The organism is Actinoplanes sp. NPDC026619, assembly GCF_040638295.1.
Classification (GTDB): domain Bacteria; phylum Actinomycetota; class Actinomycetes; order Mycobacteriales; family Micromonosporaceae; genus Actinoplanes.
The window spans coordinates 1-14,653 of the sequence record NZ_JBEZYA010000037.1 but is presented as its reverse complement, the minus strand read 5'-3'; the positions used below and the strand labels follow the sequence as shown (position 1 = coordinate 14,653).

The following is a 14,653-nucleotide window of genomic DNA, read 5'->3' as shown; positions in this document are numbered from 1 at the left end:
GCAATGAAAGCATGAACACATGACCGACTCAGGAAGGGGCGCGGGGCCCGACTTCATCGAGGCCCTCGCCCGTGGCCTCGACGTCCTGCGCTCCTTCCGGTCCGGCACGCCCACCATGACGCTCAGCGAGATCGCCGGGCACACCGGCCTCGCCCGCCCCACCGTCCGCCGGATCCTGATCACCCTCGAGGCGCTCGGCTACGTCCGCCAGGCCGCGCGGGGCTACGCGCTGACCCCGCGGGTCCTGGAGCTCGGGATGGCCTACGTCAACTCGCTGAGCATGTGGGACGTGGCCCGCCCACACATGGAGAGGCTGGTCGCCCAGACCAACGAGTCCAGCTCGATGGCTCAGCTCGACGGCAGCGACATCGTCTACGTAGCCCGGGTCGCCGTACCGAAGATCGTCACGCTGTCGGTCACCATCGGCACCCGCTTCCCGGCCCCCGCCACCAGCATGGGAAAGGTGCTGCTGGCAGCCTTGCCGCCGGCCGAGCTGGCGGCGCTCCTGGCGGAACGCTCCCGCTCCGGCATCACCGCGCGCTGGCAGCCTTCGGCCGCCGAGCTGGACGCCTCCCTGCGGGAGGTCCGGGCGAAGGGCTGGGCTCTGGCCGACCAGGACCTCGCGCCGGGCATCAGATCAATTGCCACCGGCGTACGCGACGGGGACGGCAACGTGGTCGCGGCCATCAACGTCACCGTCCACGCGGCCGAGACCACGGTCGAGACGCTGCGCGACGAGCACCTGCCCAAACTGCTGCGCGCCGCCGCCGACATCAGCCACGACTGGTCGCTGACCGCAGCCGTCCCCGCCGTGACGGTCTGAAGCGCGGGGGTCCCACGCACCCCGCGCCGTCAGCCGCTTACCGCTGACCGCTCAGCCGCTGACCGCTCAGCCGCTGACCGCTCAGCCGCTGACCGAGAACGAGTTCGTGACGAAGTCCTTGCCGCCCGAGGACGACGTGATCTCGTATCCGAACTGGACGTTGCCGATCGTCACGTTGCCGAACCAGCCGGCCGACCGGATCCACTGCGCGATCGCCGCCACGTTGACACTGCCCGAGCTGGTGTTGCTGGTCCGCACGAACGAGTAGACGTTGTTCGACCCGTTCGACCCGCGGTAGATCTTCCAGGTGTGCCCGCCGACGGTCGCGGTGGTCTGCAGCGTGCCCAGCGGCCCGACCGCGCCGTAGTAGTTCATCCACAGCATGATCTCGTGCGCGTTGTCCGACGACCAGATGTCATAGGCCGTGGTGAACGCGACCCCACTGGTCGGCACGGTCACGTTGAAGCTGCTGGTCACGGTGCCCAGCGAGCCCACCGCCCGGCCGATGTAGCGGGTCGCGTTCGGATACGCCTTGATCCCGCCGGTGTTCGGGTGGTTGGCCCACACCCCCCAGTTGCTGGTGGAGTTGGCCCAGATCGTCTGCGGCCCGTAGCCGGAACCCCAGACGTTGTTGTAGAGCGTGTAACTGCCGCTGGTCCAGGTGCCCCAGCGATCGGTCGAGGACCAGACGGCCGCGTTGGCGGTGCCGGCGCTGAAAGCCAGCGTCAACGCGACGACGAACGCCCCGATGGCGAGGCGGAGGGAACGGAGCACGATCTCTCCTGACGGTTGGACGGACGAGTTTCGGACGTCGAGGACAAATCGACGCTAGGCCGCCTCACCGCGCTTCCGGCAAGCGATGCAAATCTATTTAAGGTTTGCTTCATCCGCCGGCGTGCGAACCCCGGCCACCCGAGCCAGACTGATCTCATGAAGCTGGTGGCCGACCTCTTCGACCCCGAGCCCGACGTGTGGGGCCTGCGGGGCGACCCCTGGGTGTGGCAGGCGATGCGCGACCACCTGGGCGACACCTACCTGCCGCCGAGCCTGGGCGAGGCCGAGGCGATGCTCTACGCCGCCTTCAACCGCATCGCCGGCGTGGACATCGCCACCGAGACGCAGCAGTCGGTCTACCGCCCCGAGTTCGCCCACGGCGGCATGTCCAGCGGCCACATCCACATCGAAACCTGGCGCGCCGAACTGCTCCCCCTCCTCGTCGACAGGGCGCAATCGCTCCTCTAAAACCGGTCGCAGCCGGGGTGGTGGGTCGCCTACGGTCGGGTTTTCGCCGGTGCTGCCGGGCCGGTGGGCGGTTCGACGATGTCAACGGGCACTACTACGTGCGCGACTGATGTCCGCTTTACCGGGCGACGTGCAGCAGGCGGAAGTCGCGGCGGCGCAGTAGGCGCAGGACCAGGGCCGCGGGGTTGCCGAACGCGCGCAGGCCGTCGCCGGGCGGCAGGACCGAGATGCGGTCGATCTCGTAGGTCCGGCCGCCGGCGACTACCTCGCAGCGGCCCGCGGCGAGCACGTTGCGGTGCCAGTCGACGGCCGGGCCGTAGGTCAGCTCGGCCACGAAATCGCCGTCGTGGCGGGCCAGCAGCAGCGGCGTCTCGTAGGGCCGGCCCGAGCGGCGGCCGACGTGCCGCACCAGGGCGAACGGGCCCCGGCCGGAGCGGGCCACGCGCACGGTCACGCGGTTGAGGGTGTTTCGCAGCAGCCAGAACCAGGCCGCCTTCACCCCTCGCTCCGCGTGATCACCTCGTCGATGGTCGCCGCGGCGGCCGCGTCGGTGACGCCGACGATCTCGCGGCAGATCCGCTGCATCTGCTTCACCTGGCCCGCGGTCAGTGGATCGAAGACCAGCCGGCGGGCCTCACGCACGTGCCCGGGCGCGGCCGCCACCAGCACCGCCAGGCCCTCCTCGGTCAGCTCGGCCGAGATGCAGCGCGGCTCGCCGTCGCCGGCCACCCGCCGCACCCAGCCCTGCTTCTCCAGGCGGCTCACCGCGTGCGACAGGCGGGACAACGAGCCGCCGGCCATCATCGCGAGCACGCTCATCCGCACCTTGTGATCTTCCGGGCGCTCGAGCGAGACCAGGATCGAGTACTCGAAGAAGTTGAGCCCGGAGTCGCGCTTGAGCTGGGCGTCGATGGCTCCGGGCAGGGTCATGAGCATCGCGGTCAGGGACATCCACGAGGCGAGCTCGTCCGGCGAGAGCCAGGGGACGTCGTCGGGAGTGGTGCTGTTCACAAACGGTACTGTAACTCAGGTGAGCGACTTGAACATTCAACTCCAACCGTGGCACTATCGAGTTGAATATTCAACGTACTAGGGAGTGCCGTGACCGTTCTGCGCATCGACGCCAGCATCCAGGGCCCCAACTCGGCCAGCAGCGAGCTCGCCGACCTGGCCGAGGCCGAGTGGGCCGCCGTCCGGCCGGGCACCGAGTTCGTCCGCCGGCACCTCGGCTCCGACCCGCTGCCCGCGGACGCCTGGCAGACCGCCATCGGCGCCAACTTCACGCCCGAAGAGCAGCGCACCGACGCGCAGCGCGCCGCCCAGGCGCTCGCCCAGCAGGTCGCCGCCGAGCTCCGTGACGCCGAGGCCGTCATCCTGGCCCTGCCGCTCTACAACTACGGCATCTCGCAGCACGCCAAGATCTGGATCGACCTGGCCATGGCCGGCGGCTCGAACCCGGGCGAGCGACTGCTCGACGGCAAGCCGGCGATCCTGCTGACCACCCGCGGCGGCGGTTACGGTCCGGGCACCCCGCGCGAGGGCTGGGACCACAACACGTCGTACCTGACCCGCGTCGTCGCCGACATCTGGGGCGCCGACCTCACCCTGATCGAGCGCGAGCTGACCCTGGCCGGCGTCAACCCGGCGATGGACTCGCTGCGCGAGACCGCCGAGCTGCTGAAGAAGGCCGCCCACGAGGCCGCCGCGCACGCCGGGCGCACCATCGCCACGCGCTGAGCGAAACAGAGAACGCCGCCGGTGGGACTCACCGGCGGCGTTTTGCTTTTGCCACTCACGCAGAATGAAGGGCCAGGGCCGGCGAAGCTGGGCCCCGGCCCGGCCTCGGCGGGAGCTGCGGTCTGCAACCCCCCACCGAGCTACGACATCTTGAATCAATGTCCGTTGAAAGCGTCGCGCATCCTGCTGAAGAAGCCGCCCTGCTTGCTCAGCTCGGCGATGTCCTCGCCGCGGGTCTTGGCGAAGTCGCGCAGCATGCGCTCCTGGTCGGCGGTCAGCTTGGTCGGCGTCTTGACGTCGAGGTGCACGAAGAGATCGCCGCGGCCCTGACCGCGCAGGTGCGGCACGCCCTTGCCGCGGATGCGCAGCGTGCTGGCGGGCTGGGTGCCGGCCTTGACCTCGATCGCCTCTTCGCTGTCCAGCGTCTTGATCGTGAGGCGGGTGCCGAGCGCGGCCGCGGTCATCGGCAGCGTGACCCGGCAGTGCAGGTCGTCGCCCTTGCGGGAGTAGACGTCGTGCGGCCGCTCGCTGATCTCGACGTAGAGGTCACCGGCGGTGCCGCCGCCCGGGCCGACCTCGCCCTGCTGGGCCAGGCGGATGCGCATGCCGTCCTCGACGCCCGCCGGGATCTTGACGGTGAGCGAGCGGCGGGTGCGGACCCGGCCGTCGCCGGCGCAGGTCGGGCACGGGTGCGGGATGACCGTGCCGTGGCCCTGGCAGGTGGAGCAGGGGCGGGACGAGACGACCTGGCCGAGGAACGTGCGCTGCACGCTCTGCACCTCGCCACGGCCGCCGCAGGTCTCGCAGGTGGCCAGGTGGGTGCCGGGCGCGGTGCCGGCGCCGGAGCACTGGGTGCAGAGCACCGCGGTGTCGACGGTGATCGGCGCCTCGACGCCGAACGCGGTCTCCACCAGGTCGAGCTCGAGGCGCAGGATCGCGTCGCCGCCGGGCCGGGTGCGTGGGCGCGGGCCACGGGCGCCACCAGCGGCGGCGGTGCCGAAGAACGCGTCCATGATGTCCTGGAAGCCCACGAACGGACCGCCCGGTCCGCCGGGACCACCGGGGCCGACGCCTCCACCGGGCGCGAGCGGGTCACCGCCGAGGTCGACGATCTGCCGCTTCTGGTCGTCGGACAGGACCTCGTACGCCGCGTTGATGTCCTTGAACTTCTCGGCCGCGTCCGGGTCGGGGTTGACGTCGGGGTGGAACTGCCGAGCCAGCTTCCGGTAGGCGCGCTTGATCTCGTCGTCGGTTGCCTCCCGGCTCACGCCGAGAATGCCGTAGTAATCCTTGGCCACGGGGTTTGGAGTCCTCAATGTCAGCGCGGTTCCGTCAGTTCTGTGCCAGCAGGTCGCCTACGTAGCGTGCCACCGCTCGGACCGTGGCGATGGTGCCGGGGTAGTCCATGCGGGTGGGGCCGAGCACGCCGAGCCCACCAACGATCGTTGCACCCGGGCCGTAACCGGTGCTGACGACCGAGGTCGAGCGCAGGTTGTCGAACTCGTTCTCGTCGCCGATGCGGACGCGGGTCTTGCTGGGTTCGAGGTCGCCGATGAGCTTGAGCAGGATGACCTCCTCTTCGAGGGCCTCGAGCACGGGACGAAGTGTGCCCTGGAAGTCCAGCACACCTCCCCGAGTCAAGTTCGCCGTTCCGGCGAGCATGAGGCGTTCCTCGCTGCGCTCGACGAGAGTCTCCAGCAGCACGCTGGCCAGGCAGGCCATCGTGCCGCGGCGGCCGGGCGCGCACTCGTCGACCAGCGACTGCACCAGCGGCGGGGTGTCCGAGAGCCGCTGCCCGGCGAGTTTCTCGTTGGCCTTGCGGCGCAGCTCCATCACGTCGTCGGCGGTGGCCGGGCCGGGCAGCTCGACCAGGCGCTGCTCCACCCGGCCGGTGTCGGCGATCATCACGAGCATGATCCGGGTGGTGGAGATCGGCACCAGCTCCAGGTGGCGCACCGAGGAGCGGGCCAGCGACGGGTATTGCACCACCGCGACCTGGCGGGTCAGCTGGGCGAGCAGCCGGACCGTGCGGTGCACCACGTCGTCGAGGTCGACGGCGCCGATCAGGAAGCGCTCGATCGCGCGGCGCTCGGCCGGGCTGAGCGCCTTGACCTTGGAGAGGCGGTCGACGAAGAGGCGGTAACCGGCGTCGGTCGGCACCCGGCCGGCACTGGTGTGCGGCTGCCGGATGTAACCTTCCTCCTCCAGCACGGCCATGTCGTTACGCACCGTGGCCGGCGAGACGCCGAGCTGGTGACGCTCGACCAGGGCTTTGCTGCCGACCGGCTCCTGGGTCTCGACGTAGTCCTCGACGATCGCCCGCAGCACCTCGAGCTTGCGGTCATCCAGACTCATTCCGACCTCCTCCCGGCCTGGCACTCCCGGTGACAGAGTGCCAGTCTACTGCGCCACCGTCGGCAGCGCGATGATCGAGTGGACTGTCTATTCATCGACTCTGCGTGCATGTCGCCCTGTACCCGGTTGAGCTGCGGTCCTACGGTGTCAGCCATGACAGAACCACCGCGTCCGCCCGGTGACGGCCAGCCCCCCGCGGGCGGGCCGAACGACCCCACCGCGCCATTCAACCCATATGCGGCTAACGACCCGACTTCCGGATCGACTCCGCCACCGCCTCCCGGAGGCGGATACAACCCACCGCCGAGTGGCGGGTACGGCCCGCCGCCCTCCAGCGGCGGCGGCTACGGCCCCCCGCCGAGCAGCGGCGGTGGCTATGGTCCCCCGCCGAGCAGCGGCGCGGGATACGGCCCTCCGCCCGGCAGCGGCGGCGGCTACGGCCCTCCGCCGGGGGGTTACAACCCGCAGCAGCCGTACGGGTACGGCGGCGCGCCCGCCGGCGGCCCCGACGACCGTAACTGGATCCTGATCGCGCACTTCGGTGGCGCGGCCGGCGCCTTCCTGGGTGGCGGCGCCGGGGGCTGGATCGCGCCGCTGGTGGCGCTCCTCGCCCGCGGCAACCAGTCACCGGCGGTGCGGGCCGAGGCCGTCAAGGCGCTGAACTTCCAGCTCCTCTGGACGATCATCACGGTGATCGGCTGGTTCACCGTGTGCGTCCTGATCGGCTGGATCATCCTGCCGGTCGCCTGGCTCGTGGCCACGATCTTCGGTGTCATCGCCGGCGTCAAGGCGAGCAACAACGAGCCGTACAACTATCCGATGACCGTCTCGATGATCAAGTAAGCAGCTGGTGCACGCGCCGGGTCCGGGGGCCCGGCGCCCTCACCACGTACGTCACGCCACGTCACGGATGACGGCGTCAGCCAGCAGCCGGCCCCGCAGGGTCAGCACCAGCAGCCGCCGGGCGTAGGCGGCCGGATCGAGCAGGCCGTCCGCCAGGGCCTGCTTCGCGCCGGCCGCGTCGACCCGGGTCAGCGCGATGCCGTCGCGCAGCCGCACCCGCAGCATGATGTCCTCCACCCGGCGGTCGTCACCGGTGAGGATCTCCCGGGCCTGGCCCGGCGAGACGCCTTCGGCAAGCCTTTTCGCGTACGCCGTCGGATGCTTGACGTTCCACCAGCGCACGCCGCCCACGTGACTGTGCGCTCCCGGCCCGAGGCCCCACCAGTCGGCGCCGGTCCAGTAGAGCATGTTGTGCCGGCAGCGAGCCGCCTCGCTGGTGGCCCAGTTGGAGACCTCGTACCAGCCGAAACCCGCCCCGGTCAGGGCCTGCTCGGCGGCCAGGTAACGATCGGCGGCCACGTCGTCGGACGGGAACGGGATCTCGCCGCGGCGCATGCGGGCGGCCATCCGGGTGCCGTCCTCGACGATCAGGGCGTACGCGCTGACGTGGTCGACCCCCGCACCGATCACCGTCCGCAGGGATTCGGCGAAGTCGTCGGCCGTCTCGCCCGGGGTGCCGTAGATCAGATCCAGGTTGACGTGGTCGAACCCGGCTTCGCGCGCCTCCCGGGCCGCTTGCGGCGCCCGCCCGGCCGTGTGCCGGCGGTCGAGGATCCGCAGCACCGCCGGGCTGGCCGACTGCATGCCGAGGCTGATCCGGGTGAAGCCGTTGCGGCGAAGTGCGCGCAGGTAGTCGGGGGTCACCGACTCGGGGTTGGCCTCCGTGGTGATCTCGGCGCCGGCGGCCAGGCCCCACGTCCGGTCGATGCCCTCGAGGATGCGGCCCAGGTCGTCCGCGCTCAGCAGGGTCGGCGTGCCGCCGCCCACGAAGACGGTGTCGACTTTCGCCGGGTCTATCACCCGGGCAGCCAGCTCGAGCTCGCGAAGCACCGTGTCGGCGTATTCCTCCCGGCTGGCCCCTCCGCCCAGTTCACTGGCGGTATAGGTGTTGAAGTCGCAATACCCGCATCGACTCGCGCAGAACGGAACGTGCACGTAGACCGCGAATCCGTCCTTCCCGGCCGCCTCGGCGGCGGCAGGCGGGAGCGACCCGTCGAGCGGAACGGGATCACCATCGGGAAGAGCACCGGCCATCCGTCAAGTGTGCACGGGCCCCCGATAGGGTTCCGTCATGGATCTGGTCCGTTCCGCCACAGCCGCCGGGGTGACCACCTTGACCCTGGACAGCCCCGCCAACCGCAACGCCCTCTCCACCGCCCTGATGACCCAGCTGCTGGACGCGTTGTCCACCGCGCTGACCGACCCCTCGGTGCGGGTGGTGGTGCTCTCGCACACCGGCCCGGTGTTCTGCTCCGGCGCCGATCTGAAGGAGACCGCCGAGGCGCGCGAGGCCGGCCGGGTGCCGGCCGAGAAACTGGCCGACGTGCTCGCCGCGCTCTGGGAGTTCCCCAAGCCGGTGGTCGCGCGGGTGGCCGGGCCGGCCCGGGCCGGTGGTCTGGGCCTGATCGCGGCGGCCGACATCGCGGTCTGCACGCCCGAGGCGACGTTCGCGTTCACCGAGGTCCGGCTGGGGGTGATCCCCGCGGTGATCAGCGCCACCGTCCTGCCCCGGCTGGCGCCGCGAGCGGCCACCGAGCTCTATCTCACCGGCAACGTCTTCGACGGCGTCCGGGCCGAGGAGATCGGCCTGGTCACGGCGTCGGTCTCGGCCGAAGGCCTCGACGCCGCGGTCGCGGCCTACTGCGATGCGCTGGTGCAGGGCGGGCCACTCGCGCTCGCGGGCACCAAACAACTTTTGCGGCGTACGCCGGAAGCCACGATCCGTGCGGAACTGGCCGGCCTGGCCGAGCGCTCGGGAGGCTACTTCCGATCGGCCGAAGGCCGGGAGGGCGTGACCGCTTTCCGGGAGAAGCGCCCGGCCTCCTGGGTGCCGCAGTGACATCTCCGCCGCAGTGACGACGCGCTGATGCAGTCGTTGTCTACCCTTGTGGCCTGAACCCCATTGCGGGTCCGTCGAGGAGGTGCGCTTGCGCAGGACACGAGGCGTGGTGCTCGTGCTGCTCGCACTGATCCTCACGATCGGCGTGGTGGTCGTGGTCAAAACCCTGCCCAGCGACATCAAACTGCCGATGCCGGCCCTCGGGCCGGAGTGCACGGTGAAGGCCGACGGCGAGGTGTCGCTCGACCCGGTGCAGATGGCCAACGCCGCCACCATCACCGCGGTCGGCATCCGGCGCGGCATGCCCGAGCGGGCCGTCGTGGTGGCGCTGGCCACCGCCCTGCAGGAGTCGAAACTGGAAAACCTGGACGACGGCGACCGGGACTCGGTCGGCCTGTTCCAGCAGCGCCCCAGCCAGGGGTGGGGCTCGGTCGAGGAGATCAAGGACCCGAGGTACGCGGCAGACAAGTTCTACACCTCCCTCAAGAAGGTCAAGGGCTGGCAGAAGATGCGGGTCACCGACGCGGCGCAGCGGGTGCAGCGCTCGGCGTACCCGAACGCGTACGAGAAGTGGGCGGACGAGTCAGCCGTGCTCGCGCGTGCCCTGACCGGCCGGGCGACCGGCGCCGTGGCCTGCACGGTGACCGGAGCGCCGGTGTTGCGGGGCGCGGCCGCGGCGGCCGCCTTGCTCGAGGGGCTGAAGCTGGACTGGGGCAAGGGCCTGGCGAAAACCCCGGCAGCCGCGCAGGCGGCCGGCCTCACGGTCGCGGTCTCCGATCAGAGCACCGGCTGGCGGTACGCTCATTGGCTGGTTTCGCACGCCTCGGCCACCGGCCTCGAACGGGTACGTTTCGCCGATATGGAGTGGCACGCCCCCGATGGCAAGTGGCAGCCGGTGACGGCGGACGGTGGCATCGACGAGCGTCAGGTCATCGCTCAGGTGTTCAGCTGACGTCCCGCTTTGCGGCCGCCCCGACGCCGGCAGGATCGCGGCAGTCGTAGCTCTGCGTGATGTCCATCGATTCCGCCCGCCAATCGCTGAGCGTATACAGACACATGGACAGACAGCTACCACCCTGGTACTAAGTAGGGCGTGTCGAGGGCGATCGAATGGATTCTGCTGGGTGCCGGAAGCTGTCTAGCGATCATCGTCGGCGTTCGGTGGCACAAACCCACCCGCGTCGGCCCATGGGTATTGATCGGAGCTTCGGTCGCGAGCCTCGCGATCGGTGACGTCCTCTACGCCTTCCGCGCCGAAGGGCCGGCCGAGGCGTTCTACTACGGCATGTTCGTGCTGGTCGCGACGGCGCTGCTGCAGTTCACCCGGTTCGGCTCGCTGCTCAGCGACCGGGCCCGGCTGATCGACCTGCTCGCCGCCTCCTGCACGACGCTGCTGGTGATCTGGGTCTTCCTGATCGGTGGCCACGGCCAGATCGGCAAGATCTCGGCCGCCGACGTGATCGGCGATCTGCTCCTGATCGCGGTCGCCGTCCGGCTGGTCCTGGCGGCCGGCCGCAACGTCTCCGCCGCTCTGCTGCTGGCCGGCTCGATCGGCGTGCTGGCCAGCGACATCTTCTGGTCGCTGTCGCACGGCCCGGTCACCGAGATCGGCTACGTCGTCCTCTACGTGACGTGGGGCCTCGCCGCGCTGCATCCGTCGATGAAGGGCCTCACCGAGCCGATGCCGCCGAACCCGACGCCGTGGCGCGGCCACTGGGCCGCCCTGCTGGGCGTGTCGGTGGCGACCCCGCCGACCGTGCTGCTGGTCGAGGCGCTCAACGGCGCGGTCGTCGACGGCGTGGTGATCGCGGTCGTCGGCGCCATCACGCTGCTGCTCACCATCACCCGCCTGGCCGACTCGATCGCGCAGAACAGCCGGGCCGCGGAGCGCGAGCACGCGCTGCGCACGGCCAGCGGCGCGCTTGTCGCCGCCGCCGACCAGCCGGCCGTCGAGGAGGCCGTGCACGCCGCGGTCGCCCAGCTGATGCCGGCCACCGCGGTGCGCGAGATGCTGTTCGCCACCGACGACCGGCGGCTGGCCGAGTCCGCCCTGCCCACCGAGCCGATCGGTTCGAAATCGCGCCCGCGCAGCTGGCTGGCCGGCTCCGACGGCGATTACGGCACCCTGGTCTGCCCACTGTGGCTGGAACCGATGGCCGTGGCCCGCCCCAGCGGCGGCGCCCTGATCGTGACCGCCCGCCGCGACGTGCTGGCCGCGACCCGCGACGCCCTGGAGGTGTTGGCCGGTCAGGCCGCGATGGCCCTCGACCGGATCATGCTGGTCGAGGCGGTCGGCCGCCGCGACAGCGACCAATATCTCCGCACTGTGATCAGCAACACGGCCGAGCTGATGCTGGTGATCGACGAGGACAAGCGAATCCGGTACGCGAGCCCGGCGCTCCGCACGCTGATCGGCGAGGAATCGTTGTCGCCGCTGGCCACGTTCACCGATCTGGTGCACCCCGACGACCGTGGCCCGGTGCGCCGGGCGTTCAGTGCCAGTGGCGACGGCAAGCTGTTCTGCTCGCTGCGCCGCTCCGACGACAGCCAGATCCTGGTCGAGGCCACCTACCGTGACCTGCGCGAGGACCGCCTGGTCCAGGGTTACGTGGTGACCATGCAAAACGTCACCGCCGGCCACGACCCGCAGGAGCAGCACCCGCACCTGGACCATGTGGACGAGCTGCCGGCCTGGGTCAACCGCCGGAGCGCGCAGCACAAATTCCGCTACTGATCTTTTCCGCCTGAACGGTAGAAGCGCCGGACCCTATTCGGGTCCGGCGCTTCTTCTTCATCCCGCGGCGTCGCTGGGAGATGCCGCGTCTGCACTGTTGAAGCTGATTACCGGTGAAGCTAATTACCGGGTGATGCGGCGACGCGAGCCGACGCCCGCAACCAGGGCGACACCGATAGCGGCGAGAACGACCTGGAAGAGGATCTCGATCCAGTCGACACCCTTGGTGTCGGCAACGCCGGTCGCCCGGGCGATCACGGTGCCGAGCAGGGCGGCGACCACACCGATGACCATGGTCAGCCAGATCGGGATGTTCTGCTTGCCCGGTACGACCAGGCGGCCGAGGGCGCCGATAACGAGACCGACGATGAGAGCGGTGATGATCCCGGTAACAGTCATTGGGTTCCTCCTGGGGGGGGTGAAGCATTCGTTGCGTCCGTCGAGCCCCAGAGTTCCCGGCCTACCGAAAAACCAAACCGACTTATTTCTTGGTTGCTCCCTTGGTGTCCCCGGAGTCGGATGTCGAGAGCGCGGCGATGAAGGCTTCCTGCGGCACTTCCACCCGGCCAACCATCTTCATCCGCTTCTTGCCCTCTTTCTGCTTCTCGAGCAGCTTGCGCTTACGCGTGATGTCACCGCCGTAGCACTTGGCGAGGACGTCCTTGCGGATCGCGCGGATCGTCTCCCGGGCGATGATCCGGCTGCCGATGGCCGCCTGGATCGGCACCTCGAACTGCTGCCGCGGAATGAGTTTCTGCAGCTTGGAGGCGATGGTGACGCCGTAGTTGTACGCCTTGTCCTTGTGCACGATCGCGCTGAACGCGTCGACCGGCTCGCCGTGCAACAGGATGTCCACCTTGACCAGTTCGGAAGCCTGCTCGCCCGAGGGCTCGTAGTCGAGCGACGCGTACCCCTTGGTCTTGCTCTTCAGCTGGTCGAAGAAGTCGAAGATGATCTCGGCGAGCGGCAGTGTGTAGCGCAACTCCACCCGTTCGGTCGACAGGTACTCCATGCCGAGCAGGGTGCCGCGGCGGCTCTGGCACAACTCCATGACCGCGCCGACGAACTCGTTGGGCACCAGCACGGTGGCCCGCACGACCGGCTCGTGAATCTCCGCGATCTTGCCGTCCGGGAACTCGCTCGGGTTGGTGACGACCCGCTCCTCGGCGTCCTCCGTGTACACCCGGTAGACCACGTTCGGCGCGGTGGAGATCAGATCGAGGTTGAACTCGCGCTCCAGCCGCTCCCCGATGATCTCCAGGTGCAGCAGGCCGAGGTACCCGACGCGGAACCCGAAACCGAGCGCCAGCGACGTCTCCGGCTCGTAGACCAGCGCGGCGTCGTTGAGCTTGAGCTTGTCGAGCGCGTCACGCAGAGCCGGGTAGTCCGAGCCGTCGATCGGGTAGAGGCCCGAGTAGACCATCGGCTTGGGCTCTTTGTAGCCGCCCAGCGGCTCGGTGGCGGACCGGACGTTGCCGGTGACGGTGTCGCCCACCTTGGACTGGCGAACGTCCTTCACGCCGGTGATCAGGTAGCCCACCTCGCCGACGCCGAGCGCGCCCGCCTTCTCCATCTCGGGCGACACGACGCCGATCTCGAGCAGCTCGTGCACCGCGCCGGTGGACATCATCTTGATCCGGTCGCGCGCCTCGATCCGCCCGTCGATGACCCGGACGTAGGTGACCACGCCCCGGTAGACGTCGTACACCGAGTCGAAGATCATCGCGCGGGCCGGCGCCTGCGCGTCGCCGACCGGCGGCTGGAACTGCCGGACGATCTCGTCGAGCAGCTCGCCGACGCCGACGCCGGTCTTGCCGGACACCCGCATCACCGATTCGGGCTCGACACCGATCAGCTTCGCCAGCTCCTCGGCATATTTCTCCGGCTGCGCCGCCGGCAGGTCGATCTTGTTGAGCACCGGGATGATGTGGAGGTCGTTCTCCATCGCCAGGTACAGGTTGGCGAGAGTCTGCGCCTCGATCCCCTGCGCCGCGTCGACCAGCAGGACCGCCCCTTCGCAGGCGGCCAGGCTGCGCGACACCTCGTAGGTGAAGTCGACGTGCCCCGGGGTGTCGATCATGTTGAGGACAGCCGTGTCCCCCTTCCGATCGCCTTCCCGCACCGTCCACGGCATGCGCACGGCCTGCGACTTGATCGTGATGCCACGTTCCCGCTCGATGTCCATCCGGTCGAGGTACTGAGCCCGCATCTGCCGCGGGTCGACCACCCCGGTGATCTGCAGCATCCGGTCAGCCAGCGTCGACTTGCCGTGGTCGATGTGGGCGATGATGCAGAAGTTGCGGATGCGACTCGGGTCGGTAAGCCCGATCACATTCACGCCAGGGTCGAGCGGTCCAGGCACGTTCGTCCGTTCCTTCGAGCGAGGTAAGCGCCGAAACACCGGACTAGAAGAGCACCGGCCCGAGCGCAAAGTTCCGCCGACAACCATGCCGGCGCGTTCTATCGTCCCACGCCCACGGCCAAGCCCCGATTACACCCGTTCCGAAGCCCGGCCGGCACGCGCCGAAACCGGTCAGATCGCCTCCAGCGGCGCGTGCGGCAACGGCGGCAGCTCGACGGTGACCACGTCGCCGGGCCGCACCGGACCGCCCCGCAGCACGACCGCCATGACGCCGGCCTTGCGCACCACGTCGCCCTGCTCGTCCTGGCCGAGGACCTCCTTGAGCAGCCCTTCCCGGAACCCGTTGATCTGCCCACACGGATTCCGCAGCCCCGCCACCACGATCGCCGGCCGCGGATCGTCTCCCTCTCAGTCAAGATCAGGTGAGACACCCCGTGTGACTCTGGGGTGATGACCTGAGGGCGGGGATCGGAGATCCTTGTGAGCGTGTCCACTTCA

General features: G+C 69.7%; 16 protein-coding genes. 7 read left to right on the top strand and 9 right to left on the bottom strand.

Translation table 11 applies throughout. The annotated features are described in order from the left end of the window. Positions 1-19 precede the first annotated feature (19 nt). On the top strand, positions 20-823 hold the full coding sequence (locus AB0E90_RS45365; RefSeq protein ID WP_360418764.1) for an IclR family transcriptional regulator C-terminal domain-containing protein: 804 nt from the start codon (positions 20-22) through the stop codon (positions 821-823). 81 nt (positions 824-904) lie between these two features. On the opposite strand, the gene AB0E90_RS45360 is transcribed toward AB0E90_RS45365, so the two are convergent. Then, positions 905-1,597, bottom strand: a complete 693-nt coding sequence (locus AB0E90_RS45360; RefSeq protein ID WP_360418762.1) for a hypothetical protein — start codon at positions 1,595-1,597, stop codon at positions 905-907. Positions 1,598-1,753: 156 nt separating this feature from the next. Here AB0E90_RS45360 and AB0E90_RS45355 point away from each other — a divergent pair, with 156 nt between their 5' ends. Beyond that, complete coding sequence (locus AB0E90_RS45355) at positions 1,754-2,065, top strand: hypothetical protein (protein ID WP_360418760.1); 312 nt, start codon at positions 1,754-1,756, stop codon at positions 2,063-2,065. Between the two features lie 118 nt (positions 2,066-2,183). Here the strand turns inward: AB0E90_RS45355 and AB0E90_RS45350 are convergent, their stop codons facing one another. Both AB0E90_RS45350 and AB0E90_RS45345 read right to left on the bottom strand, forming a co-directional pair. Further along, entirely contained in the window at positions 2,184-2,564 is a 381-nt protein-coding gene (locus tag AB0E90_RS45350; RefSeq protein WP_360418758.1) for a nitroreductase family deazaflavin-dependent oxidoreductase, read from the bottom strand. Next, the gene (locus tag AB0E90_RS45345; protein ID WP_360418756.1) at positions 2,561-3,076 is read right to left on the bottom strand and encodes a MarR family transcriptional regulator; all 516 of its coding nucleotides are present in this window, start codon (positions 3,074-3,076) and stop codon (positions 2,561-2,563) included. The genes AB0E90_RS45350 and AB0E90_RS45345 overlap by 4 nt, the downstream gene beginning before the upstream one ends. Positions 3,077-3,166: 90 nt before the next feature. Here AB0E90_RS45345 and AB0E90_RS45340 point away from each other — a divergent pair, with 90 nt between their 5' ends. Next, positions 3,167-3,802, top strand: coding sequence for an NAD(P)H-dependent oxidoreductase (locus tag AB0E90_RS45340; RefSeq protein ID WP_360418754.1), 636 nt, complete (start codon positions 3,167-3,169; stop codon positions 3,800-3,802). A gap of 155 nt (positions 3,803-3,957) precedes the next feature. Here AB0E90_RS45340 and dnaJ read toward each other — a convergent pair whose 3' ends face one another. Both dnaJ and hrcA read right to left on the bottom strand, forming a co-directional pair. Continuing rightward, the gene (gene dnaJ, locus AB0E90_RS45335; RefSeq protein ID WP_360418752.1) at positions 3,958-5,100 is read right to left on the bottom strand and encodes a molecular chaperone DnaJ; all 1,143 of its coding nucleotides are present in this window, start codon (positions 5,098-5,100) and stop codon (positions 3,958-3,960) included. 34 nt (positions 5,101-5,134) lie between these two features. Beyond that, positions 5,135-6,157, bottom strand: coding sequence for a heat-inducible transcriptional repressor HrcA (gene hrcA, locus AB0E90_RS45330; protein ID WP_360418750.1), 1,023 nt, complete (start codon positions 6,155-6,157; stop codon positions 5,135-5,137). Between the two features lie 153 nt (positions 6,158-6,310). Here hrcA and AB0E90_RS45325 point away from each other — a divergent pair, with 153 nt between their 5' ends. Then, the gene (locus AB0E90_RS45325) at positions 6,311-7,000 is read left to right on the top strand and encodes a DUF4870 domain-containing protein (RefSeq protein ID WP_360418748.1); all 690 of its coding nucleotides are present in this window, start codon (positions 6,311-6,313) and stop codon (positions 6,998-7,000) included. Between the two features lie 51 nt (positions 7,001-7,051). On the opposite strand, the gene hemW is transcribed toward AB0E90_RS45325, so the two are convergent. Continuing rightward, on the bottom strand, positions 7,052-8,254 hold the full coding sequence (gene hemW, locus AB0E90_RS45320; protein ID WP_360418746.1) for a radical SAM family heme chaperone HemW: 1,203 nt from the start codon (positions 8,252-8,254) through the stop codon (positions 7,052-7,054). Between the two features lie 37 nt (positions 8,255-8,291). On the opposite strand from hemW, the gene AB0E90_RS45315 reads away from it, so the two are divergent. The 3 genes from AB0E90_RS45315 (at position 8,292) to AB0E90_RS45305 (ending at position 11,793) form a co-directional block, all read left to right on the top strand. Then, positions 8,292-9,059 (top strand): enoyl-CoA hydratase-related protein, encoded by a 768-nt coding sequence (locus AB0E90_RS45315; RefSeq protein ID WP_360418744.1) that lies wholly within the window; start codon positions 8,292-8,294, stop codon positions 9,057-9,059. An 82-nt stretch (positions 9,060-9,141) separates the two neighbouring features. Beyond that, the gene (locus AB0E90_RS45310) at positions 9,142-10,011 is read left to right on the top strand and encodes a hypothetical protein (RefSeq protein ID WP_360418742.1); all 870 of its coding nucleotides are present in this window, start codon (positions 9,142-9,144) and stop codon (positions 10,009-10,011) included. Between the two features lie 243 nt (positions 10,012-10,254). Next, positions 10,255-11,793 carry a PAS domain S-box protein gene (locus AB0E90_RS45305; RefSeq protein WP_360418740.1) on the top strand — a complete coding sequence of 513 codons (1,539 nt, stop codon included), beginning with the start codon at positions 10,255-10,257 and terminating at the stop codon, positions 11,791-11,793. Between the two features lie 123 nt (positions 11,794-11,916). On the opposite strand, the gene AB0E90_RS45300 is transcribed toward AB0E90_RS45305, so the two are convergent. The 3 genes from AB0E90_RS45300 to AB0E90_RS45290 form a co-directional block, all read right to left on the bottom strand. Beyond that, positions 11,917-12,192 (bottom strand): GlsB/YeaQ/YmgE family stress response membrane protein, encoded by a 276-nt coding sequence (locus AB0E90_RS45300; protein ID WP_360418738.1) that lies wholly within the window; start codon positions 12,190-12,192, stop codon positions 11,917-11,919. Between the two features lie 82 nt (positions 12,193-12,274). Next, entirely contained in the window at positions 12,275-14,155 is a 1,881-nt protein-coding gene (gene lepA, locus AB0E90_RS45295) for a translation elongation factor 4 (protein WP_360418736.1), read from the bottom strand. Between the two features lie 171 nt (positions 14,156-14,326). Then, on the bottom strand, positions 14,327-14,533 hold the full coding sequence (locus AB0E90_RS45290) for a hypothetical protein (protein ID WP_360418734.1): 207 nt from the start codon (positions 14,531-14,533) through the stop codon (positions 14,327-14,329). Positions 14,534-14,653: the final 120 nt, after the last annotated feature.

Excerpts from the sequence above, each read along its gene's own strand:
- AB0E90_RS45365 (WP_360418764.1), top strand. The coding sequence starts at position 20 with ATGACCGACTCAGGAAGGGGCGCGGGGCCCGACTTCATCGAGGCCCTC.
- AB0E90_RS45355 (WP_360418760.1), top strand. The coding sequence starts at position 1,754 with ATGAAGCTGGTGGCCGACCTCTTCGACCCCGAGCCCGACGTGTGGGGC.
- hrcA (WP_360418750.1), bottom strand. The coding sequence starts at position 6,157 with ATGAGTCTGGATGACCGCAAGCTCGAGGTGCTGCGGGCGATCGTCGAG.
- AB0E90_RS45325 (WP_360418748.1), top strand. The coding sequence starts at position 6,311 with ATGACAGAACCACCGCGTCCGCCCGGTGACGGCCAGCCCCCCGCGGGC.
- hemW (WP_360418746.1), bottom strand. The coding sequence starts at position 8,254 with ATGGCCGGTGCTCTTCCCGATGGTGATCCCGTTCCGCTCGACGGGTCG.
- AB0E90_RS45315 (WP_360418744.1), top strand. The coding sequence starts at position 8,292 with ATGGATCTGGTCCGTTCCGCCACAGCCGCCGGGGTGACCACCTTGACC.
- AB0E90_RS45300 (WP_360418738.1), bottom strand. The coding sequence starts at position 12,192 with ATGACTGTTACCGGGATCATCACCGCTCTCATCGTCGGTCTCGTTATC.